We start from the raw sequence: 22,918 nt of genomic DNA on the forward strand, positions 1-22,918 counted from the left end.
ATCAAGAGGACACCGACAGTGGCGGAAGATTGATAGCATTCGTGCTTTCGGGGATCGGCGCATGGAGTGACATGAGCCAGTTTGAGGTCAACCCGCCTGAGCTGCGCAATCTGGGGACTCGGGTCGGGCAGCAGGGCGACACGTTGACACGTACGGTGTCCGAGGCGGTGCCGCAGTTGGCCCCGGCGGGAGCGAAAGGCTCACCCTGGGCACTGCTGGCCCAGGCGGACCGGTCCGCCACCGGATGGTCGGACTATCTCCGCGGCCTGGCCAAGCGGGTCAACGAGACTGGCCAGTCGCTGGTGACGGCGGCCGACCTATACCAGGCGGCGGACGAGCGGGCCTCGGGCCGGCACGGTGGCCGATGAGCGTCACCTGGCAGGCGCTGCTCGCCGCCGACGTCGGGCCGGTCCGGCAGGCGGCGCCCATCTGGGACAAGCTCGCCGCCACCCTTGAGGACCAGGCCGACGCAATGGCCGCCAGCTCCCGGAAGCTGCCGGAGGTATGGCCGACCGGGCCGGCGTCGGAGTCCGCCGCGAAGCACCTGAACGGGATGCGCGGCGAGCTGGACAACGCGTACGTGCCGATGTCGACGATCGCGCAGGCCCTGGCCGAGTGGGCCGACGGCATCTCGGAGCTGAAGGGTCAGGCGCAGGAGCTGGTCGCGGACGCGCAGCGGGTCGGCATCACGGTCGCCGCCGACGGCACGGTCAGCATGAACCCGGGTTCCGCCAACGCCTCCACCGCGCAGAGCATGAACTCGGTCGTGCACGTCCGCGACGGCATCCTGCAACGCGCGGCCGAACTGGACGGCCGGCTGGCCGGCGTCCTCGCCCAGAACACCGCGACGGCCGCGGGCACGCCGGCAGCCTTCGTCGACCCGAAGAGCATCCCAGCCCGGGGCACCGACCCGGCCGCCGTCAAACGTTGGTGGGACTCCCTCACACCGGAACAACAGCGCTATCTGCTCATGAACAATTTCGAGCAGATCGGCTGGCTCGACGGGGTGCCGGCCGCCAGCCGCGACATCGCCAACCGGCTCGCGCTCGACCATGCGCAGGAGACCGCCCAGGCCAGCCTCGACCAGACGAAGAGCCGGGAAGAGCTCATCCGCAGCATGCGCGAGCAGGGCCGCATCTGGGAGCTGTATCCCGACGCCAGCGACCCGGTGACCGCCGCGGAGGCCGAGCTGATGCGGCTGGCCGACCAGCGATCCGAGCTGGAGGGCAAGCTCCGGGGCCTGGACGCGATCAACAGCCGGCTGGAGGATCCGAACCAGCCTCGGGCGTACCTGCTGGGGGTGTCCACCGAGGGCGACGGTAAGGCGATCGTGTCGGTCGGCAACCCCGACCTGGCCGACAACGTCCTGACGTACGTTCCCGGCACCGGCAGCGAGCTGTCCAAGGTCGGCGGCGACATCGAGCGGACCAACCGGATGGCCCTGGACGCGAACGCCGCCGACCGCTCGGCGACGACCGCGGCGGTGTTCTGGCTCGGCTACGACGCCCCGAACAGCATCCCGCAGGCCGGCCAGAGCGGATTCGCCGAGGACGGTGGCAAGGACCTCGGGGGATTCCAGACCGGGCTGCGCGTGACCCACGAGGGCGAGACTCCATCCCGCAACACCGTGCTCGGGCACAGCTACGGCTCCACGGTGATCGGTCACGGTGCGATGAGCAGCAGCATCAACGCGGACGCGCTCGTCTTCGTCGGGTCGCCGGGAGTCGACGTCAACCACGCCAACGAGCTGACCGGCGTGCATCCCAGCCAGGTGTACGCCACCCGGGCCGAACACGACATGATCGCCCGGATCCCCGACTGGGACATCATCCACGGCAACGATCCCACCCGGGACGACTTCGGCGCCAACGTCTTCGCCAGCAACCCCGGCGACCCCGACGACGAGGCCGCGACCCACTCCAAATACTGGGACGAGGGAAACGTCTCCCGTGACAGCATCGCGTTCGTTGCCACCGGCCAGACTGAGAAGTTGACATGAACATGAGACGAGCCGTGTCGGCCGTGATGGTTACGGCGATGAGCCTGGCTCTCGCCGCGTGCGGGGGGAAGGAAGAGAGCTTGCAGCCCACCGAGACCCAAGCCACCGCCATCGAGCGGGTGGAGAAACTGATCCAGGACGCGTACGCGCAACTGCCCGCCGGCACCACCCTCAAGGACGACTACCGCAGCAACGAGGCTGCCTGCGACGATCCCACCGACAACGGTCCCGCCGGCCGGATCATCGTCGAGCACCGCCACTGGGTCGTCTCGTCCGAGAGCTTCGGCGCATGGAAGACCGACCAGGTCATACCGCCGCTTGTCGCGTACTGGCAGCAGCAGGGCTTCGAGGTCAGGCACGACCTGCGGGACCGACCCGACCCCCGCTACACCGTCGAGAACGCCGACGGATATCTCGTCTCCGTCCGACGCTACGACCGGGGCGCCTCCTACGAGTTCACCCTCTCCGCCACCTCACCCTGCATCTGGCGCAACGGCACGCCGAACCCGCAGTAGGGAAGGCTGGACGGCTGGCGGCACCTGAGCCTGTAGGGCCTCCCGGGGTGGTCTGGGCGCGGCCTCGGTCTTGCCGGTGATGAAGAGCGCGGTGATCGGCACGGAGCCGACAACGGACTCCTCGGCCCTGATGTACACCGATCGTGTCTCCGGGAATTCCAGGTCAAGTGCTCGGACGAGGAACCGGCACGCTCGCCCGACGAACTGGGCCACGGCCTTGAGAGCGCCGAGGAACTACAGACTGGATGCGTTGATCGATCTGCGGGTGCTCGTCAGTGAAGTCGACATACCAGGAGGGACGCGCGGCAGTGACCGCCACATGTCTGCCCATCCGGTATTCCACGTCGCCCTCCGGTCGATTGGAGGCGTCAGAGCGTCGTACGAAAATGATCGACTTCGACATCCGACAAATGTCCGAACTCCGTCGTCTGCGCGATCAGCTCCAGGTCAGTTCCCCTGACGGCGAGCAGGCTGAAGCGCGCGGATGGGCTTGATCAGTAGATTGACTGCTATCGTCGGGCGCGGGATAGCGGGGAGGAATCTGGAATGTTGAATCCAGACGGATTCGGTACCGACACGGATGTCATGCGCAACTACGCGAACCATCTCGATCAGGTTGCGGATGATCTCAAGCCGTTACAGGAGAGGTTCGCCATCGGAGGGCCGGCCACGATCCCGATCGAGGCTTTCAGCAGCCGTACCGGATGGCTTCACCTCATGGCCGACGAGCTCCGCGCCTTTCGGGACGCCTACACTGACGCGCAGTCCGGAACGGAGTGGCGACTGCGACGCATCCGGGACGCCGTCCGGGAAGCTGGTCGCCTGCTCGGCGAGGCGGCCGACGAGTACGACCGCAGCGACCGGGGAGCTGCCGGCCGGGCCGGGGCGGCTGGCCGATGACCCTCGCACTGCCGGAGGCGGCATACGTCCTCAGCGGGGTCGCCCGGCTGGTCGGCGTCGACGACCCTGTCGCGATGCTGAAGGAGTTCCAGCAGTTCGTCGACACGGACGAACTCCGGCGTGCGGCCACCGAGGTCTGGGGTATCAGCCCCACCTCCTCGCCGACTTCAGCGGCGCTGAACAACCACGCCGAGCGGCTGGTGGACGAGTTCCTGCGTACTGTCGAAGACCGCTGGCAGGGCACCGCCAGCGAGGCGTACGAACGCTATCTCGGCGAGGTCAGGGCGGCGCTGCACCAGGAGGCCGACAGCATTCCGATCGTCGGCGGCGCGCTCGTGATGGTGGCGGACGGAATCGAACTCACCTGGCTGGAGATGGTCGGTGCGGTGCTGACCGCCGTCGGCCTGGTCCTGAGCGTGGCGAGCCTGGTCGGAGCCGGCAACATCGTTGTCTCGTTGCTCGGGCTGATCGGCGGACTCGCCTCCGGAGTCATCACCTACCTGTCCATGGCGAGGCCACGCGTCGAGCTGCTGGCGAAGCACGAGAGCACGCTCGACGGCAAGGGCCGGCACTCCACCTCTCCCGTCGACGCGCTGCCCAGCATCGACGGCCGCTCGGCGGGGTGGACCCCGAAGACCGCGGATCCGAACACCTAGGAGCAGTTGTGCGTGACGACCTTGCCGCCCGACTCGACGAGATGGTGCACAACTTCGAGGCGACCCGGGCCCGCATCCTGGAGGCCGGTGACGCCGTCTCGCGGCTCCGGGTGACGCGACAGAGTGACGATCGGTCGGTCGAGGTCACGATCGGTCCCGACCGGGAGGTGGTGGACCTCCACATCGCCGACTCGGCCCTCCGCCGGGGTGACGGTCGGGCCATCGCCCAGACGGTCCTGGCGCTGATCGCCGAGGCGCAGGCCGAGTTCAGCCGGACCGCCCAGGCGGAGTACCAACGGATCACCGGTCTCAGCATCGACCCCGGTGCCCTGGACGGCCGGGACGGACCGGCCGTGCTCGGCCGGCTCTCCCGTGAGTTGTTCGGTGGCTGACGACGAGGTCTTCCGGAGCGCACCGAGCATCCCGGACGAGGACCACCCGTTCGCCCTGCGTCGCAGGGCGCTCGTGTGGGTGCTGGCTCTGCAACCCGTCGTGTGGCTGGGCATTCTGTCGCCGCTGTGCATCCCGGCCGTCAGTCCGTCCGGGGTGCCGTGGACGCTGCTGGTCCTGGTCCTGCCCTTCCTGATCGTGGTGCTATTCGCAATCCTGCGCGTCATCTCCAGGGTGACCGGAATCTGGCTCGCCGCCGACCCGGGCGGGGTCTGGGTGCGGGCACGGAGTCGTGCCGGTACGGACGCCTTCGCGGTCCGGGTGCCGTGGGATCACGTCGAGTCGATTTTCGCGATCCAGACCAGTCGTACGGGGATCTCCGGTGGATCCTGGACGCTTGTGGTCCGGGTGAAGGACCTGCCTGCCACGCTGCGCCCGCCCGACCAGCATAGGGCTGACCGGGCGACGTTCGGGGTGAGCACCTGGCTGTCGAACTACTCCGCGCGGGAAGCCATCGACATACTGGCTCGAATTGCCGCCGAGCGCGCGCCGGTCGGCTGACCGTCCGTGCCGGAAGTCGTACCCCTCACTTGTTGAAGGTTCGGATCAGGTCCAGGAAGTGTCGAAGCTTGTGCACGTCGGCTGGCTTCACCGGGTCGGGGTTGAAGTGCATCACGCCGTTGCGCACCTTTCGCAGGTGATCGAGTCGGCTGATGAAGACCCGCCGGTGCAGCGGCCAGCCGAGCCGCTCCCAGCAGGCTGGGTTGTCCAGCACCGCCTGGTAGTTGCCCATCGTCATCGCGGCGAACGACCTGAAGGTCTGGCCGGCGGCGGCGCACACCTCCCGCACCGTCTCGACGTCGAAGGTGGCCTGGATCAACCGGCGCAGCTCCTGGTCGACCTCGCCGATCAGCAGGAACGGCGTCGCCGTCTCGTCGTACTTGTCCACCACGTCAGCGGCGGTGATGATGCCAGAGATTTTCCGGTCGAAGTCGCGGACGAAGATGAACTCCTCCCGTCGGAGCGTGTCGAGCGCCCGCAGCAGCCGTGCGTCGTAGTCGAAGACCTGAGCCGGCACGATCATGCTGCTGAACGAAGCGTTCGGGTCGGCGTGCTGGGCCTGGGCAATCGACTTCCAGCTCACCGCGCCATGCAGCGTGTACGGGTTGGTCAGCACCGCGAGCTGCGAGAAGTCGTTCAGCAGCATGGCCGTGATCGCTTCTTCCAGCGATGCCGACGGCGATACGGAGACGAGGGTGTCCTCTCCGGAGAGCAGGTTGCCGAGCGTCAACCCGATCTCGGCTTCGCTCTCCTCTACCCGGTCGGCCTGAAGTGAACTCGAGTCATCCGGGATCGAGGAGCCGGGCTGGACCTCGGTAGCCGGTTCCGGCGGGGTGATCAGGCGGATCGTCCGGTCGAGGCTGACCGCCCGGAAGTCGGGCGCCGTGGTCAGACTGTGGTTCGCCAGGTCGCCGTCGATCTGCCGGATGACGTCCCGATCCCGGTCCTCGTGACCCCACCAGCGGAGCAACTGGCGTACGGTCATGGTTTCCGGCTCGCCGGCCTTGGCCTTCTGGCGCGCGAGGTCCAGACGGACGAACCGTTCCCGGGCTGCTTCCTGGTCTGGCTCCTCCCCGGTGGCGCTGTCCTGCGGGACCGGGTCGTTCGCGACCGACTCCAGCAGCCGCTGGCGCAGCTCATGCAGCGTCGGGCCGCCTCTGCCGACCCGCCAGGCTTCCCACCCGGGCACGGCGACCAGCCCGCTGGCGGCACTCCCGGCGGCGGACGGCGTGCCGAACTCCCGACCGTCGGGCAACCTGAGCCGTCCCGGCTCGATCACTGTCGCCTCGTGGGGTCTCTCACCGAGCCGCTGCTGGAAGTAGAGTTCCTGACCCGGCTTGAGCAGCCCGGCCTCCAACAGGTCGGAGAGGCGCACCCGACGACCGTTGATCAGGATCTCTCGGCGGGTCCGAGACGAGGCGGGGCTCAGGGACATGAGGAATGCCGCTCCAGGAGACGAACACGGTAGGGGGCTGGAATACTACTGACGGTGGCGAAGGAAGTTCAAGGAAGATCGGCTGGTGCGTCGAGAGTTCGCGCGGCGGGGCGACCCGGAGGGGGCCGATAGTAGCCATACCGCCACCGATCGTCCATCTAAGGTAGACGCAATCACGACAGAACACGCTAGACATAGACGAGTAGCATGCCTGCGGTGAGTTGCTCATGAAGCCGACGATCGCCGCCGACACCCTTCGCAGGACGCTCACCCAATACCTCACCACCACCTTCGGACTGACCGACGAGCCGGTCCGGCGTGGCCTGGAAGCGTTCCTCACCCACCCCGAGCAGGGTATTTTCCGCGGCCCGTACCTGCGAATCCGTACCCCGTTCCGGCCGGCCACCGCCGACTGGCGGTCCGCGCTGGAATGGGCACCGGCCGGCTTCACGCCGTACCTGCACCAGGCGAGGGCGTTCCGCCGACTGTCCACACTGGGCAAGGCGGCCGAACCGACCCTGATCACCACCGGCACCGGCTCCGGCAAGACCGAGGCGTTCCTGATCCCGCTGCTCGACCACTGCCAGCGGATACGACGGCAGCAGGGGCCGGGCGTCAAGGCGATCCTGCTCTATCCGATGAACGCGCTCGCCACCGACCAGACCAAGCGACTCAACGACCTGCTTGTCGAGAATCCCGTACTGCACCAGGTCACCGCCGGCCTCTACATCGGCGACGTCGCCGCCGTCGAGTATCCCCGGGTGCTCACCAAACGCTCCGAGATGCGGCGTACCCCGCCGGACATCCTGATCACCAACTACAAGATGCTCGACCTGCTGTTGCAACGCGCCGACGACCTGCCGCTCTGGGAGGGCGCCGAGCCGGCGTACGTCGTACTCGACGAGTTCCACACCTACGACGGCGCCCAGGGCACGGACGTCGCCATCCTGCTGCGGCGGCTCGCCGCCGCGCTCGGCCGGTCGACCCCGGACCGCCCGCTCGGGCCGATCTGCCCGGTGGCCACCTCCGCGACCCTCGGCTCCGGCGGCGCCCGGGACGGCCGGGCCGCGATCCGGGAGGTCGCCGAGCAGGTCTTCGGAGTGCCGTTCGCGCCGGAGGCCCTGATCGGCGAGGACCGCTACGAGCCGGCCGAGTTCCTCGCCGAGCAGGACTTCGACCTGCCGCTGCCCGATCCGGAGGAGATCACCGCGCTCGACGGGCGCGACTCCGGGCGGCTCACCGACCGGGTGGCCGAACTGTTGCTGGGCAGGGTGCCGGCCGATCCGGCGCAGCTCGGCGCGCTGCTGCGCCGGCATCCGCTGACCAAGGCGGTGCTCGACGCGCTCGGCACCGAGCCGCGAACCCTCGCCGAGGTCATCGAGGTGCTGCCGCGCAAGAACGCCACCGGTTGGGGCAGCGCGATGAAGACCCGACCCGAGGTCACCGCGCAGGCGCTGGCCCGGTTCGTCGGCCTGCTCGCCCGCGCCGAGAACCCGGACGCGCCGGGCCGCCCGCTGCTCAACATCGAGACCCACCTCTGGGTGCGCGCGGTCTCCCGGCTGCTGCGCGGCGTCGGCCCCGAGACCACCTTCGGCTGGTACGGCGAGCCGGAGCGGGACGCCGACCCGTTCGCGCCGGAGGTCGACCAGGTGGTGGCGGACACCCGCTACCGGCGACTTCCCGCGATCTACTGCCGGCACTGCGGGCGCTCCGGCTGGGCGGCGCTCTCGCCCGAGAAGGACCCGCAGGAGCTGGAGATCGACCCGGACCGCATCTACCGGGGCTCCGTCGGTCGGGACAAACGCCGGGTCCGGGCGTTCGTCGCCGCCACCGCCGACGAGATCCAGCACCGCGACCGGGGTCTGCTGGTGCTGGAGTACGGCCGCCGGGTCCGGCCGTTCGACCCGACCCGGGACCGCGCCGGAAGGCTCGGCGACGAGTCGGTCGTCGTCCTCGGCGACCTGCTCGGGCTCGACGCCGCCGAGAAGGACCGCTGCCCCTCCTGCGAACTCGACCACGGCATCCGCTACCTCGGCGCCGGCCTGGCCACCCTCGCCTCGGTGGCGATCACCCAACTCTTCACCGGCGGGGAACTGACCGGCGCCGAACGCAGGACGTTGCTCTTCAACGACTCGGTGCAGGACGCCGCACACCGGGCCGGCTTCGTCGCCAACCGGTCGTACGCGTTCTCGCTGCGCTCGCTGCTGGCCAGCCAACTCCGTCCCGGCGAGTCGGTCGGGCTGGACGAGCTGATCGTGGACATGGTCGGCGCGGCCGTCGAGCCGGAGATCCTCTGCACCGTCGTCCCGCCAGACCTGCACGACCAGCCGGGCGTCGACGGCCTGCTGGCCGGGGACAACCTCCGGGACCGGAAGGCGTGGACACTCGTCGCCGAGCGGCTCGCCTTCGCCGCCGTACTGGAGACCGGGCTGCGGGCCCGGCAGGGCCGAACCCTGGAGTTGACCCGTACCGTCGCGGTCGAGGTGCTGCTCGACGACCCGGCCGGGGCGGCGGCGCTGTGCCGGGACGTACACCTGACCGGGCCTGCCGGGCCCGACGGCCCGCTGCCGGACGAGGCCCGTTATCTCGCGCTCCTGCGCGGGCTGCTGGAGCGGCTGCGCACCCGGGGAGCGGTCTACCACGAGTGGCTGGTGCCCTACCTGCGGCGCGGCGGCGCCCGCTGGCAGATCTGGGGCGGTCGCCCGGAAGGGCTGCCGGCGTTCCCGCGCGGGCTCTCCGGGCCGGCGTTCCTGCTCGACACCCCGAAGCCGCGCTCCGAGTTCGACGCGGTCACCGCGAAGGGCAACTGGTACCAGGACTGGGTCGGCCGCTGTCTCGGCCTGGACCAGGCGGGCGCCGCCGGATATCTCGCCCGGCTGCTTCCGGCGCTGGCCGCCGCCGGCATCGTCGCGGCCCGGGACACCGAGGACGGCAACCGGGTGTACGGACTGCTGCCCGGCCACCTCCGGGTGACACTGCTGGACGACACCTCCGCCGTGCTGGCCGGGGTCGGCTGCGACACCTGCCACTGGCAGCAGACCGAGCACCCGGACCGGGTGACCGACTGGATCGGGCAGCCGTGCCGGCAGTACCGGTGCGGCGGGCGGCTGCGGCCCGCGCCGGACGAGACCGCGCCGGACGACTACTACCGGCGGCTCTACCTGGAGAGTCCGGTGTTCCGGGTGGTCACCGGTGAACACACCGGCATGCTCACCCGGGACAGCGGGAGACCGTCGAGGAGCGCTTCCGCACCGGTGACCGGTACACCGACCCGAACGTGCTCTCCTGCACCCCGACGCTGGAGATGGGGATCGACATCGGGGCACTTTCCGCGGTGGTGCTGGCGTCGCTGCCGACCGGGCCGGCGAACTACGTCCAGCGGGCCGGCCGGGCGGGCCGGAAGAGTGGCAACGCCCTGGTGCTGACCCTGGTCGGGCGCTCCGACCGCGACCGCTACTACCTCACCGAGCCGCGCAACATGATCGCCGGCCAGATCGTCCCGCCCGGCTGCTTCCTCTCCGCGGTGGAGATCCTGCGCCGGCAATACCTTGCGCACCTGATCGACCTGGCCGCCCGGGGGCGGCTGCCCGGCGTACTGCCGTTGCCCCGGCGCGCGCACCTGCTCTTCGGCGCCACCGGCTGGCTGGCCACGCTGGCCGAGGCCGGGCAGCACGACGGTGCCCGGCTGGTGGAGGGATTCCTCCGACTCTTCGGCGACAAGGTCTCGGACGTCGCCGCCGACCAGCTCCGGCACTTCGCCGACGCCGGCCTGACCGACCGGGTGAAGCGGGCCGACGCGGCCTGGGAGGACCGGCGGGGCGACCTGCAACGGCGGCTGGCCGGCATCGACGCCGTCGCCGGAACGCTTGTGGCCAGCGACCCCGACCACGCCCGCGAGCTGAAGATGCTCAGGTCGGAGGCCCGGGAGGTGCGCAAGCTGCTGCACCGGATCGCCGGAGCCGCCGCACACGGCACGCTTGTCGAGTTCGGCCTGCTGCCGAACTACGCGCTGATCGACAACCGGACGCTGCTGGACGCCACCCTCACCTGGGAAGAGAAGATGCCGGACGGCAGCCGGCGGTTCCACACCGAGCTGCGCGAGTACGATCGCCCGGCCCGGCAGGCCCTGGTCGAGATCGCCCCCGGCAACACCTACTACGTGCGCGGCTACAAGCACGAGATCTCCGGTCTGGACCTCGGTCCGGCGAACCGGCCGGCCTACGAACAGTGGCGGATCTGCGCCCGGTGCGGCTACGCGCGTACCCACCTGGCCCAGGAGGACACCAGCCCCTGTCCGCGCTGTGGCGACGAGGGCCTGGCCGACCAGAGCCGCCTCTTCAACGTGCTGCAACCGACCCGGGTGCTCACCCGGGACCGCCGGGACGACGCGCGGATCCGGGACGACAGCGACGACCGCGACCGTCGCTTCTACGTCACACCCATCACCGTCGACGTCGACTCCGGGCAGATCGACTCGTCCTGGCAGCACACCGGCGACACCTTCGGGGTCGACTACACCCGGCAGGCGGTCATCCGGCACTACAACCTGGGCGCCCAGCGCTACGACCGGGCCAGCGAGTACTTCGGTGGGGACGAGGTCCGGGTCAACCCGTTCCACACCTGCGACTCCTGCGGCGGCACGACAGTGGACGGGCAGCCGACGGTGAGCCAGGAGGTCGCCGCGCACCTCGCCGGCTCGGCGGTGGCGAAGGAGGCCGAACACCACCGGCCCTGGTGCCCGCACCGCCGGTCGCCGGGGACGGCCAACCACGTAGCCCTGATCCTGGCGCACGAGCTGCGGACCGAGGCGCTGCGCATCCTGATCCCGGCGGTGACCGCCCTGGTGGAGGAGCGGGTCGTCTCGTTCGCCGCCGCCGTGCGACTCGGCATCGCCGCCGAGTACGGCGGGGATCCGGCCCATCTGCGGGTACTCCAGGGCACCATGCCCGACACGCAGAGCGGAGCGACCCGCAACTACGTGGTCGTCTACGACACCCAGCCACAGGGCACCGGTTACCTGCACCGGCTCGCCGACCCGGAGCAGTTCCGGCAGATCCTCGGCCGGGCGCGACAGATCATCGGCAACTGTGTCTGCCGGCACGAGGGGCGGGCCGCCTGCCACCGGTGTCTGCTCCGGTACGCCCGGGACAGCGAGTTCAACCTGATGAGCCGGGACGAGGCGCTGGGCATGCTGAGCCGGTTGCTGGACACCTGGGCGGTGCGGTCGGGCACCCGCAGCACCGACGAGATATCGCTCATCCACCAGGTGGAGAGCGAGCTGGAGATGCGCTTCCTGAACAAGCTGCTGGCCTGGGCCGACGAGCCGGGCTCGGGGGTACGCATCGAGCGGCGCACCGACCACGACGGTGCCCGGATCGCCGACCTGCGGTTCAGCGCCCCGAACGGGGTGGACGTCACGCACTGGCAGATGAAGTTGCAGAACACCATCCGGGGCACCCGGCCGGACGTGCACTTCCGCCGGCTTGACGCGGCCTCGCCGGAGATAGCGGTCTATCTGGACGGGTTCAAATACCACGCGTCGCCGCAGTACAACCGGCTCGCCGACGACGCCGAGAAGCGCAACCGGCTGCGCGCACACGACTTCCACGTCTTCGGGATCACCTGGGACGACGTGGACGGCTGGCGGGGCGGGACGCACGGGGCGGAGGCGGGCTGGGAGCCGTACGGCGGGCTGGCCAAGCAGCGTGCCCGTGACCTGTACCGGCAGTCCGTACCGGATGCCGACCCCGCCGACCTGGAGCGGTACGTCTGGACCAACCCGGTCGAGCTGCTGCTGCGCTTCCTGGCCGAGCCCGACCCGCGACGGTGGCGGCGTCGCGCCGAGGCCGCGCTGGCCGGCCTGCTCGTCCAGGCGACGGAGAAGCCCAGCACGGCCGACTCCGCCGGCATCGGGGAGCGGATCATGGCCTCACTGCGCGGCGAGCCGCTGCCACCGGCCCGGCCGGGCCGGATCACCCTGGTCCGGTCGGTCGACGCCGCAGGCTGCCCGGTGACAATCGTGGTCGACGGCCGGGGTGCCGAACGGGTCTGGTCGGCGCTGACGGTGGTCGACGACCGGCCGGAGACGGTGAACGCGGCCACCGACACCGGGCGGGAGCAGCACCGGCGGCGCTGGACCGGCTGGCTGGCCTGGTCGAACGTCATCCAGTTCCTTACCGACGGTGGCGGCGACGGTGCCCAGCTCGCCCGGACCGCCCTGGACGAGTTCGATCCCGCCTCGATGGCTGTCACCGAGGGCACCGGTCTGCGGCTGGCCCAGCGGCCGGCGCCGGTCGACGCGGAGACGGCCGGCTGGCTGGAGCTGTCCCCCGAGGCGGCGCCGCCGGACGACGTCGCCGACGCCGACTCGCCCTGGGCCGAGGTGCTGCGCTACCTCAACCGGGACGAGTCCGGACTGGAAGCGCTGGTGCAGGCACTCATCCGGCGCGACCTGCCGGCGCCGGTCGTCGGCTACGAGCTTGGCGAACAGGGCTGGCAGGCCGAACTCGCCTGGCCGGAGGAGCGGGTCGCGGTGGTGCTCTCCGGCGTCGACGACGACCCCGAGGTACACGACCGCGACGGCGCGTACGCCGAGGCGGGCTGGTGGGTCCGCACCGCGCGGGAGTGGTCGGCCGACGAGTTGACCGGTCGGCTGGCGACGAGAGATGGGGGAGGGCGTCAGTGATGGCCAAGGCCGCGACGTTGCGGATGCTGGACCGGGCCGACAAGGAGGTCATGCGGCTCTCCCGGCCGGAGATCGGGGCGGTCTACGAGTTCATGCACAAGTTCCGGCACAACCCGGCCAGCCCGGGGCTGCGGTTGAAGCAGCTCTCCGGCAGTTCGCGGCTCTGGTCGGCGCGGATCAACCAGGACCACCGGGCCCTGCTGCTGCACATCGCCGACCAGGACTACCTGCTGGTCGCGGTCCGGCACCGCAAGGACGTCTACGAGAACCTGGACCGTTACTCGTACCGGATCAACCGGGTGACCGGCGGCATCGAGGTGATCGACCTGGAGCCGGTGGGGGACAGCATCGTCGGTCGGGTCGTCTCCCCCGACTCGTCGGTGGCCGTGCCCGCGCCGCGCCCGCCGGAGCAGGCAGCGGCGGCAGGGCCGGCAGAGCAGGCAGAACCGGCGGGACCGGTGGGACCGGCGGGACCGGTGGAGCCGGGGCAGCGGGTGGCACTGTTCGGGCGGTTCACCGACACGCAACTCGTCGAGCTGGGGGTCGCCGAACCGCTGCTGCCGCAGATCCGTGACCTGACCACCGAGACCGGGCTGCTGGAACTGGCCGAACGGGCTCCCCAGCTCACCGACGACGTACTGCTGTCACTGCACGACGGCAGGTCGTACGAGTACGTGCGCACCCACGTCACCGAACCGGTACGGGCCGGTGAGGTGGTCGACCCCGACGACTACCGGCGGGCGGTGGAACGGCCGGCCACCCAGGTGTTCTCCGACGACGAGGCGTTGCAGGCGATGCTCGCCGAGTCGTTCGACCGCTGGCAGATCTTCCTGCACCCCACCCAGCGCAGCCTGGTCGAGAAGCACTACAAGGGGCCGACCCGGGTCGGCGGCGGACCGGGCACCGGCAAGACGATCGTGGCGCTGCACCGGGTCGCCCACCTGGTCCGGAAGCTGCCGCCCGGGGTGGACAAGCCGATTCTGCTGACCACCTTCAACCGGAACCTGGCGGCGGACCTGCGAACCCGGCTGATCGCCCTCGGCGGTCAGGAGCTGGTGTCCCGGGTGGACATCGTCAACATCGACCGGCTGGCGAGTCGGGTCGTCGCCGAGGCGAAGGCGGGCGTCGGCAAACGGGTCGTGGACGACAACTCGGTGCCGGATCTGTGGCAGCAGTACCTGCTGGAGACCGGTGAGTCGCGCTGGGAGGCGGAGTTCCTGGCCGCCGAGTGGACCCAGGTGATCCTCGGGCAGGTGTTGCGGTCCCGGACCGACTACTTCAACGCCCGGCGCCCCGGCCGAGGTCGCTCGCTCAGCCGTGCCGAGCGAGACCAGATCTGGCAGCTCACCGAGCGGTTCACCAAGTGGCTCGACGACCAGGGCAGGTGGACCTGGCGGCAGGTCGCCGAGCGGGCGGCCCGGCTGGAGATGGACCGGGCCGAGCAGAGTGCCGGCCTGCCGCCGGAGGACTCGGGCGGATTTCTGCGGCACCGGTACCGGCACATCGTGGTGGACGAGGCGCAGGACCTCAGCGCCGCGCACTGGAAGATGCTGCGCGCGATGGTCGCCGTCGGGCCGGACGACCTGTTCCTGACCGGCGACACCCACCAGCGGATCTACGACAACCACGTGACGCTCGGCAGCCTGGGCATCAACATCCGGGGTCGCTCGGCCCGGCTGACCCTGAGCTACCGGACCACCCGGCAGATCCTCGCCGCCGCGCTCGAGATCATGAGCGGCGAGACGTACGACGACCTGGACGGCGGCGCGGAGGATCTGGCCGGGTACCGCTCACTGCTCCGGGGCGGCCCACCGATCTTCCGGGGCGCGACGTCCTGGCATCAGGAACGTGAGCTGATCGTGGGGCAGTTGGCCGCATGGGGAGGTCTTACGGACGGGTCGGTGGCGATCGCCGTACCTACCCGGGATCTCGCGGCCCAGGTCGCGACCCGGCTGGAGGCGGACGGCATTCCGGCGGTGGAGATCGGCCCGGACGGGCCGAAGCGTCCCGACGGTGTGCATGTCGGCACGATGCACCGGTTCAAGGGTCTGGAGTACCAGCGGGTGATCATCGCCGGGGTCGCCGACGGATTGGTGCCCCGGCAGGCGATCGGCCGCTACCGGGAGACCGACCCCCGGCGATACCAGCGGGAGCGGCAGCGCGAGCGGTCGCTGCTGTTCGTCGCGGCCACCCGGGCCCGCGACGAGCTCGCCGTCCTCTGGCACGGTGCGCCCAGTCCCTTCCTCACCAGCCGCTTGGTGCAGCCACAAAAGTGATAAATCGTCGATATAGGAGCTGACCACTACCTAACGCTACAATTTCGCCGAACAGCGACGTTACCCCTCCACAGCCCGATCAGCGGAGCCCGGAATCGGACCCGCGCCGGTCCGCGCCGGCCCGGCAATCACGCCTTCGCCGTCATCGTGCCGGCGGAGCCGGAGGAGGCAGCATGTCGCCCACCCCGACCCGCCCGGCCGACGTTGCGCAGCGGTTCCGCTCGTGGGTCCGTGGCGACCTGCGCTACGACCTCCCGGCCTCGCTCGTCGTCTTCCTGGTCGCCGTGCCGCTGTCGCTGGGCATCGCCGCCGCCTCCGACGCCCCGGTCGCCGCCGGCCTGATCGCGGCAGTGGTCGGCGGAATCCTCGCCGGGCTGTTCGGCGGGTCTGCACTCCAGGTCACCGGTCCGGCCGCCGGCCTGACCGTGGTGGTCGCCGAGCTGGTCGGCCGGTTCGGCTGGGCGGCCACCTGCGCGATCACCGTGGCGGCGGGGTTGCTGCAGGTCGCGTTCGGGCTGTGCCGGGTCGCCCGGACCGCCCTCGCCCTCTCACCGGCGATCGTGCACGGGATGCTGGCCGGCATCGGCGTCACGATCGTGCTCGGCCAACTGCACGTACTGCTCGGCGGCGAGCCCGGCAGCACGCCGATCCGCAACCTGCTCGACCTGCCCGCCCAGCTGGCGACCCGGCACGACCACGCCGCGCTGATCGGGTTGACCGTGATCGGGTTGCTGGTCCTCTGGCCCCGGCTGCCCGGCCCGGTCCGCCGGATCCCCGGCCCGCTCGTCGCCGTCACCCTGACCACCCTCGCCGCCGTGGTCTGGAACGACGTCGACCTGGCCCGGGTGGAGATGCCCGGCTCGCTGCTCGCCGCCGTACACCTGCCGGCGCTGCCCGACCGGGACTGGCCGGCGGTGGCCGCCGCGGTGCTGACCGTCGCCGTGATCGCCAGCGTGGAGAGCCTGCTCTCGGCCACCGCCGTCGACCGGCTGGCCGCCGACCGGGCCGCCAGGGGCGACCGCCCGACGACTCCGACAAACCTGGACCGGGAGATGATCGGGCAGGGGCTGGCGAACGGCGTCTCCGGGCTGCTCGGTGGGCTGCCGGTCACCGGCGTCATCGTGCGCAGCTCCACGAACGTCGGCGCGGGGGCCCGAACCAGGGGCTCGGCCGTACTGCACGGGCTCTGGGTGCTGCTCTTCGCGGTACTGCTTGTGGTGCTCGTCGAGCGGATCCCGATGGCGGCACTCGCCGGTCTGCTCGTCGTGGTGGGCCTGCAACTGGTGAAGATCTCGGACATCAAGCGGGTACGCCGGCACCGCGAACTGGCCGTCTACGTCGCCACCGCCCTCGGTGTGGTGGTCACGAACCTGCTGCAGGGCGTACTCGTCGGGCTCGCCCTGGCGGTGGTGCTGATCCTCCGCAGGGTGGTCTGGGCCAGGGTGCACGCCGAACGGGTACGGGCCTGTCCGGCCGGTCGGGAGCACTGGTCTGTACACGTCGAGGGGACGCTCAGCTTCCTGGCCGTTCCGAGGCTGGCCATGGTCCTCGGGCGGGTCCCGCCGGGCAGCACCGTCGACCTGGAACTGGTGACCGACTTCCTGGACCACGCGGCCTTCGACCACCTCGACGGGTGGGTACGCCAGCACGAGACCACCGGCGGGCGGGTGCGGCTCGACGAGATCGGCCCGGCGGCCCTGCGCGGCGACCAGCCCCGGCCGTCCCGGCGGATCCACGCCCTGGTGCCGCCGCGCTGGTTCTCACCGTGGTCCAGTTGGCAGGCCCGGCATCCGGACGGTGCCGGCGAGCCGAACCACACCGACCAGTCCGACCAGTCCGGCGCACCACACGCCGCGCTCCGGCCGCTGCACGTCGGAGTACGCGAATACCACCGTCGCTCGGCGGCCCGGCTGCTGCCCTTCCTGACCGAGTTGGACGGCCGGCACGCCCCACACAGTCTCTTCCTCACCTGTGCCGACGCCCGGATCCTGCCCAACGTGATCACCAGCAGCGGACCGGGCGACCTCTTCACGGTCCGCAACGTCGGCAACCTGGTACCCGCCGACCACTCGGCGGAGTCCTCGGTGGCGGCGGCCGTCTCGTACGCCGTCGAGGTGCTCCGGGTGCCGGCGCTGCTGGTCTGCGGGCACTCGGGCTGCGGGGCCATGCAGGGGCTGCTCGGTGGCCGCACCGAGGAGGAGAGCCATCTCGGGCGGTGGCTGCGCTGGGGGCGGCCGAGCCTTTCGGCGTGGCGGGCCGGGGATGCGGTCGGGGTGGCCGCCGCCGAGGATGGGCGGGCCGAGGTCGACCAGTTGGCGATGGTGAACGTGGCCCGTCAGGTGGCGGTGCTCCGGGAGTTCCTCGCCGCCCGGGGCGTGGAGCCGGGGCGGGTGTCGGTGCAGGGTCTCTTCTTCGACATCCCGACCGGTCTGCTGCTGGTCCTGGACGAGCGTCGGCAGCGGTTCACCTCGCCGCCGGAGCAGGAGTTGGAGAGCACCGGCGCCGGATTCGTCCGCCCGTAGCGGCGGCGCCGGTCCTCGTCCGCCCCATCCTCGCGACCGCACTCCACCCCGGACGGACGTCGTTACACTCCGGATGACCGCCGTTCCACTCCGGACGGCGGGCCGTGTGCCGGGCGACCGGACCCGCCTGCCGGCCGGCGGTGCCGACTCTGTGCCCGGGACCAGAGGGAGACCCAGCCGCCGTCGGGCAGCCACGACGACGGCAGCAGCAGGCCGTGCGCGGCGATCCGGTCCCAGAACCCGTCGGGTACGCCACCCAGCTCGATCGCGTCGGGCCAGCCGGACTGCCAGCTCCCGTCCTTCAGCGACGACTGCGGAAAGCCGGGTACCCGCACCCGGCGGCGCGGCACCACGACGGCGACGTCTGCGCTGCGCGGCCGGTCGTCGGGAGGCCCGGTGTGGAGGCCGCCCCAGGAGGTCACCGTCAGCGCGGCGGCCCGGATCAGTCCGAGGTGCGGTCGGGCCCGTACCGCTTCGGCCAGCTCGGCGGCGTCCTGGCGGAGCAGCGCACCCAGCGCGGCGCGCACCCGCAGCGCGACCAGGTCCGCGGTGCGGGCGACGGCGACCTGCCCGAGCCGGGCCAGCGGCCGGAGTGCACCGGGGAGGGGAGCGTCGACCAGCAGCGGGGCGAGTCCCTCCAGCGAACCGTTCCGCACCGCGTGGGCAAGTGGCCGCTCCCCGCTCGCCTCCCAGAGCGCGACCAGGCCGGGCCCGCCCGGGTCGGCCAGGACGAGCCGGCAGGCTCGGGCGACGCCGGCCGGGGTGGCCCGGCGCAGCGCGGTGAGCGCGTCGTGCGGATCCGCCGCCGGGCTGACCGGCGCACCGGCGAGCCGGGTCGCCAGCACCGCCAGCACCTCGGCCGCCCGTACCGCCGCGGGCTCGGCGAGCGTCGCCGTCGCCAGTTCGTCGAGCGGGCGCCCGAGATCGCGCAGTACCCGCACGGCGGGGCGGCGCCGGGTGACCCGGGCCGGCCGGTCCAGGGTGCTCTCGTCGGTCGCGACCGACCGGCGGGGCTGGGCGACGGCGCCTTCGGGCGGGGTGAGGGTGGCCAGCCATTGACCGGTCCGGCGGAGGAGTGCCGGCTCCGGGTCCCCGTTGAACCGGGCCTTGATCTCCGTCAGCCGCCAGCCGCGGGCGCTCGGCCGCAGCTCCGCGTTGGCCAGGATCCGGCCGTCCGGCCCGCGCAGGGCGATCAGGACGCTGCGGCCCCGGGTGGCGTCCTCGGCGTAGTGCGGGCCGGCGATGCAGTTGCCCATGTACTGCGACCAGTCCGCCAGCTGTCGGGCCGTCCGGGCCACCTCGATCCGGGCGTCGGTGCCGGGCAGCACCGTACCGTCGTACCGCTCGACCGGCGCCGGCACCGCGAAGGTACCGGTCAGCGCGGCGGCGACGGTGGCGTCGCCGACCAGCCCGGCGACGAGGTCCGGCCAGCTCCGGCACCGGGGCGGGACCGTCGCGCCGAGGTCTACCAGTTGCGCGGCGGCGGCCACGGCGAGCGGGATCGACTCCGGCCGGGGCACCAGTGGCTCGTCCGGCGGTGCCGGATCGGCGTCGACGTCCGGCGCGGCGTGCCGGTGTGCGGAGAGTACCGCCTGCCGGTGGCCGTTGAGCCGGGCGAGCGCGTCGGCGAGTTCGGCGTACCAGAGCAGGTCGGCGATGGCCTCGACCTCGGCCGCCGGCGTCCCCGCGGCGGCCCGCAGCCGTTCGGCCAGCGGTGGAAGGGGCGGTTCCGCGCTCGCCGGGGCGTTCTGGTCGGCGGTGCCGAGGAACGGTTGCTGATCCCAGTTGTCGACCCGGTCCGGCGACAGGTAGCCGACCCGGTCACGCCAGTCGGCGAGCGATCCGCGAGCCCAGGCCGCGAGTTGTCCGCGCAGCGACACCGAGTCCTGCCAGCCGAGCGTGCTGACGAGTCGGTCGGCTGCGGCCAGCGTGACCCGGCAGTAGTCACCGGCCCGCGCCAACCGCTGCCGGACGTGGCTGGCCCCGGCGGCGTCCAGCGGCACACCGGGCCGGCTCCGGGCGAGGATGTCCCGCAGGTACGAGCCGGGGCGGGCCGGCAGGCCGGCGAGGCCGGGGATCCGCCGGGCCGACATCGACGCCTCCGGCCGGGACCAGTCGACGAGAGCCGCCTCGATCTCGTGCCGGTGTGCCGCCAGGGCGGCGTCGAGGCCGGTGTCGACCGCGCGCACCGCGACCCGGGCCAGCACCGTCGCCGCCAGCGCGTCCCGGAGCATCCGCTCCGCCGCCGTCAGCCAGTATCCGGCCGACGGCTGCCAGCGGGCGGCCCGCAGCACCGTCGGCTCCGGCCCCAGCTCCCAGCGCAACTGTCCGGCCAGCTCGTCGTCCTCGTACCGCCGGTAGCGGGCGGTCAGCTCCGCGGTGCGCTCCTGCCGCGCCTGCGAGGCGCGCAGCCGCTCGCGGCGCAGCCGGTTCGAGCCGTGCGCGCAGACCTGCTGCCAGAGATCGGTCAACAGGGCCACCCGGCGTGGCCGGGGGACCTCGCGGAGCAGCCGGGACAACTGCCCACCCAGCACCGAGGGCAACCCGTTCGGGAACGGGTCGACCGCCTCCGGCGCGCGCAGTTCGAGCAGCCGGACCAGCTGTTCCGGCCCGAGTACGTCACTGGCGGCGACGGCGAGGCGCAGCGCCGGCCAGCGACCCTCGTCGATCACCGCCTGCGCGGCGGCGCCGAGCGGCTTCGTCGCGTCCGGACCGAAGAGCGCGACGAGTACGGCCCGCCGGTCGCCGAGCCGGCCGGCCAGCCCCGGCACCATCAGGGCGGCGAGTACGGCGTCCCGGCGATCTCCGGCGGCTCCCTCGGTGCGGGCCGACCGGAAGCCGTACCCGAGGTCGACGCCGGCCCCGGCGACCAGTGGGCCACCGGCGGCGACCAGCCGGGCGAGTTCCCGGACCGCCCGCTCGACGGCGTCCGTGCCGGCGGAACGCGGGCCGAGCGCGACCGGGCTGCCGGGATCCGGGTCCGGGCCGGGACAGCCGGCCCGGCCCGCCGGGTCGAGGGTCCAGATCCGCTGGCCCGTCCCGGCGACCACCCCGCCCGCGAGCCGCGCCGTCACGCATTCATGATGCTGCCGCTGTCCAGCCATTTGCGCCCCCGGAAACCCCGGTGCCGGGCCGGCGGGGCCTACGATGCTGATCATGACTGCTGTGCCACCCGGTCGGCCCGTTGGTGACCGAGGCGCTGGACGCGGTCGGGATGGCCGAGCACCGGGACAGGGCCCCCCACCGCCCGCTGGCGAGACCGCCGAGGACGCCGGTGCCGGCCGCTTCGGTGGCGAGACCGCCGTAGGCGCCGGCGCCGGACGGTTCGCCGGGGGCGTCGTCGCGGCGTACGCGGGCGGGGCGCTCGACCGCGCGGCCGGGCTGCGCCGGGACCCTGGGCGCCTGCGCCGGTTGTTCGACAGCGACCGGGCCGAGGTGGTGCCGCTGTGGCGGGATCGCTGCCTGGTCGTGCGCGACTCGGTGCCCCGGCTGACCGGCGGAGGTCGGCGACGGCTGCCGGTCGGGCTCGACGAGCCGGTCTTCCTCGGGCTCGACGGCGACCGGCCGGTCTTCGCGGTGGACCTCAGCGAGCTCGCCGAGGCCGATGCGCTCGGCACGGTCGGGGCGGACCGGACCGTGGACGTACGCCGGCTGGTGCAGCGGCTCGACCCGGCCGAGGCCGCGCTGCTCGGGTACGCCCGGGGTCTCTGCCACTGGCACCGCAACCAGCGGTTCTGCGGGGCGTGCGGCAGCCCGGCCCGACCCGTCGACGGCGGCGCGGCCCGGCGGTGCGGAGGCTGCGGTGAGCTTCTCTTCCCGCGGATCAGCCCGGCGGTGATCATGCTGGTGGAGCTGCCCGGACCGCCGGCCCGCTGCCTGCTGGCCCGGCACGCCGGTGCGGGCGAGGACTCGTTCGCGCTGCTTGCCGGCTTCCTGGAGGTCGGGGAGAGCCTTGAGGACGCGGTCCGGCGGGAGACGGCCGAGGAGGCCGGGGTCGCCGTCGACGCGGTGCGGTACTTCGCCTCCCAGCCGTGGCCGTTCCCGGCCGGCCTGATGGTGGGCTTCCTGGCCACCGCCCACGACGCGGCCACCACCGTCGACGGCGAGGAGTTGCTGGAGACCCGGTGGTTCAGCCGGGCGGACCTGCGCCGGCGGCGTGCGGCACGCGGCCGGCTCGGCAACCCGGACTCGATCGACCGGTTGCTGCTGGAAGCCTGGCTGGACGCGGGCGACGACTAAATGGGCCGACCTGGATGGATTGGCCCTGCTACGCTCCCCGCCGATGATCGCCGACAACGGGGGTTCCTGTAGATGACTATTGGATTTGTCCGTACCGGACTCGTGACGCTCACCCTGGCCACCGTCGCCGTACTCGGCACCGGCTGCCAGCCGGAGAAGCCGGGCACCGAGGCGGCCGGTACGCCGACCGCCGCTCCGAGTACGGCCGCGCCGAGCCCGACCGCCGCACCGAACACCAGGGAGGTCTGCGCGGCGGTCACCGACATCTTCGTGGACGGCAGCGTCAAGATCGCCGACGATTCGGTGAAGGCGATCGAGAAGCAGTTGAGCGTGGCGCAGCAGGCGAAGCAGCTCAAGACCACGCTCGCCGGCCTGGCCGACCAGCTGGAGGCCGAGGCTGTGAAGGCGACCGACCCGGAGGTCAAGGCCCTGGTCGAGGAGATCGTCGCCGACATCGAGTCCGGCGCGAAGTCCAAGGACCCGGTGAAGTACCTGCAGAGCGACTTCGTGAAGGTCGGCACGAAGATCGACAAGGAGTGCGCCGCCTGACCGGACACTCGTGACGCCCGCCTGCCGGGACGCCCGCTCGGCGTGACCCCTGCTCGGCGTGACCGCGACGGTCGTGAAGCCTGCTCGTCGTGCGGCCCGCCGGTCGGGGCAGCTCGTCGTGGGGACGGCGGGCGGGCGGGGCGAGCGGGCATGATGGGCGGGTGTCGCGCCGGCCGATCGGGTGCCGGCGA

General features: G+C 71.9%; 14 protein-coding genes and 2 pseudogenes. 14 read left to right on the forward strand and 2 right to left on the reverse strand.

Translation table 11 applies throughout. The features are described from left to right. The first annotated feature begins 71 nt into the window (after positions 1-71). From ACN28A_RS22525 to ACN28A_RS22555, 7 genes are all read left to right on the forward strand, one after another. Positions 72-368, forward strand: a complete 297-nt coding sequence (locus ACN28A_RS22525; RefSeq protein WP_421397718.1) for a hypothetical protein — start codon at positions 72-74, stop codon at positions 366-368. Then, positions 365-1,999, forward strand: coding sequence for an alpha/beta hydrolase (locus ACN28A_RS22530; protein ID WP_421397720.1), 1,635 nt, complete (start codon positions 365-367; stop codon positions 1,997-1,999). Before ACN28A_RS22525 ends, ACN28A_RS22530 begins: the two co-directional genes overlap by 4 nt. An 80-nt stretch (positions 2,000-2,079) precedes the next feature. Beyond that, positions 2,080-2,514, forward strand: a complete 435-nt coding sequence (locus tag ACN28A_RS22535; RefSeq protein ID WP_421397722.1) for a hypothetical protein — start codon at positions 2,080-2,082, stop codon at positions 2,512-2,514. Between the two features lie 585 nt (positions 2,515-3,099). Further along, positions 3,100-3,414 carry a hypothetical protein gene (locus ACN28A_RS22540; protein ID WP_421397725.1) on the forward strand — a complete coding sequence of 105 codons (315 nt, stop codon included), beginning with the start codon at positions 3,100-3,102 and terminating at the stop codon, positions 3,412-3,414. Beyond that, positions 3,411-4,070 carry a WXG100 family type VII secretion target gene (locus tag ACN28A_RS22545; protein ID WP_421397727.1) on the forward strand — a complete coding sequence of 220 codons (660 nt, stop codon included), beginning with the start codon at positions 3,411-3,413 and terminating at the stop codon, positions 4,068-4,070. The genes ACN28A_RS22540 and ACN28A_RS22545 overlap by 4 nt, the downstream gene beginning before the upstream one ends. Before the next feature lie 8 nt (positions 4,071-4,078). After that, a complete protein-coding gene (locus tag ACN28A_RS22550) occupies positions 4,079-4,462 on the forward strand; it encodes a YbaB/EbfC family nucleoid-associated protein (protein ID WP_421397728.1) in 384 nt (127 codons plus the stop codon). After that, complete coding sequence (locus ACN28A_RS22555) at positions 4,455-5,021, forward strand: hypothetical protein (RefSeq protein WP_421397730.1); 567 nt, start codon at positions 4,455-4,457, stop codon at positions 5,019-5,021. Before ACN28A_RS22550 ends, ACN28A_RS22555 begins: the two co-directional genes overlap by 8 nt. 25 nt (positions 5,022-5,046) lie before the next feature. Here the strand turns inward: ACN28A_RS22555 and ACN28A_RS22560 are convergent, their stop codons facing one another. Beyond that, positions 5,047-6,456 carry a CBS domain-containing protein gene (locus ACN28A_RS22560; protein ID WP_421397732.1) on the reverse strand — a complete coding sequence of 470 codons (1,410 nt, stop codon included), beginning with the start codon at positions 6,454-6,456 and terminating at the stop codon, positions 5,047-5,049. 227 nt (positions 6,457-6,683) lie between these two features. Between ACN28A_RS22560 and ACN28A_RS22565 the strand changes: the two are divergent. The 5 genes and pseudogenes from ACN28A_RS22565 to ACN28A_RS22585 form a co-directional block, all read left to right on the forward strand. After that, positions 6,684-7,433 (forward strand): annotated as a pseudogene (locus ACN28A_RS22565) (DEAD/DEAH box helicase); the annotation flags it as partial. Between the two features lie 2,291 nt (positions 7,434-9,724). After that, positions 9,725-9,799, forward strand: a pseudogene (locus tag ACN28A_RS22570) (hypothetical protein); the annotation flags it as partial. A 135-nt stretch (positions 9,800-9,934) separates the two neighbouring features. Beyond that, positions 9,935-13,141 (forward strand): Zn-binding domain-containing protein, encoded by a 3,207-nt coding sequence (locus tag ACN28A_RS22575; RefSeq protein ID WP_421404575.1) that lies wholly within the window; start codon positions 9,935-9,937, stop codon positions 13,139-13,141. Beyond that, complete coding sequence (locus ACN28A_RS22580; RefSeq protein WP_421397734.1) at positions 13,141-15,417, forward strand: UvrD-helicase domain-containing protein; 2,277 nt, start codon at positions 13,141-13,143, stop codon at positions 15,415-15,417. The genes ACN28A_RS22575 and ACN28A_RS22580 overlap by 1 nt, the downstream gene beginning before the upstream one ends. Before the next feature lie 173 nt (positions 15,418-15,590). Further along, a complete protein-coding gene (locus ACN28A_RS22585; protein WP_421397736.1) occupies positions 15,591-17,939 on the forward strand; it encodes a SulP family inorganic anion transporter in 2,349 nt (782 codons plus the stop codon). 62 nt (positions 17,940-18,001) lie between these two features. Here ACN28A_RS22585 and ACN28A_RS22590 read toward each other — a convergent pair whose 3' ends face one another. Further along, positions 18,002-21,013, reverse strand: a complete 3,012-nt coding sequence (locus ACN28A_RS22590) for a hypothetical protein (RefSeq protein WP_421397738.1) — start codon at positions 21,011-21,013, stop codon at positions 18,002-18,004. Positions 21,014-21,095: 82 nt separating this feature from the next. Here ACN28A_RS22590 and nudC point away from each other — a divergent pair, with 82 nt between their 5' ends. Then, the gene (nudC, locus tag ACN28A_RS22595) at positions 21,096-22,178 is read left to right on the forward strand and encodes an NAD(+) diphosphatase (protein ID WP_421397740.1); all 1,083 of its coding nucleotides are present in this window, start codon (positions 21,096-21,098) and stop codon (positions 22,176-22,178) included. A gap of 72 nt (positions 22,179-22,250) precedes the next feature. Beyond that, a complete protein-coding gene (locus tag ACN28A_RS22600) occupies positions 22,251-22,727 on the forward strand; it encodes a hypothetical protein (protein ID WP_421397741.1) in 477 nt (158 codons plus the stop codon). Positions 22,728-22,918: the final 191 nt, after the last annotated feature.

Source organism: Plantactinospora sp. WMMB782, from assembly GCF_049179135.1.
Classification (GTDB): domain Bacteria; phylum Actinomycetota; class Actinomycetes; order Mycobacteriales; family Micromonosporaceae; genus Plantactinospora.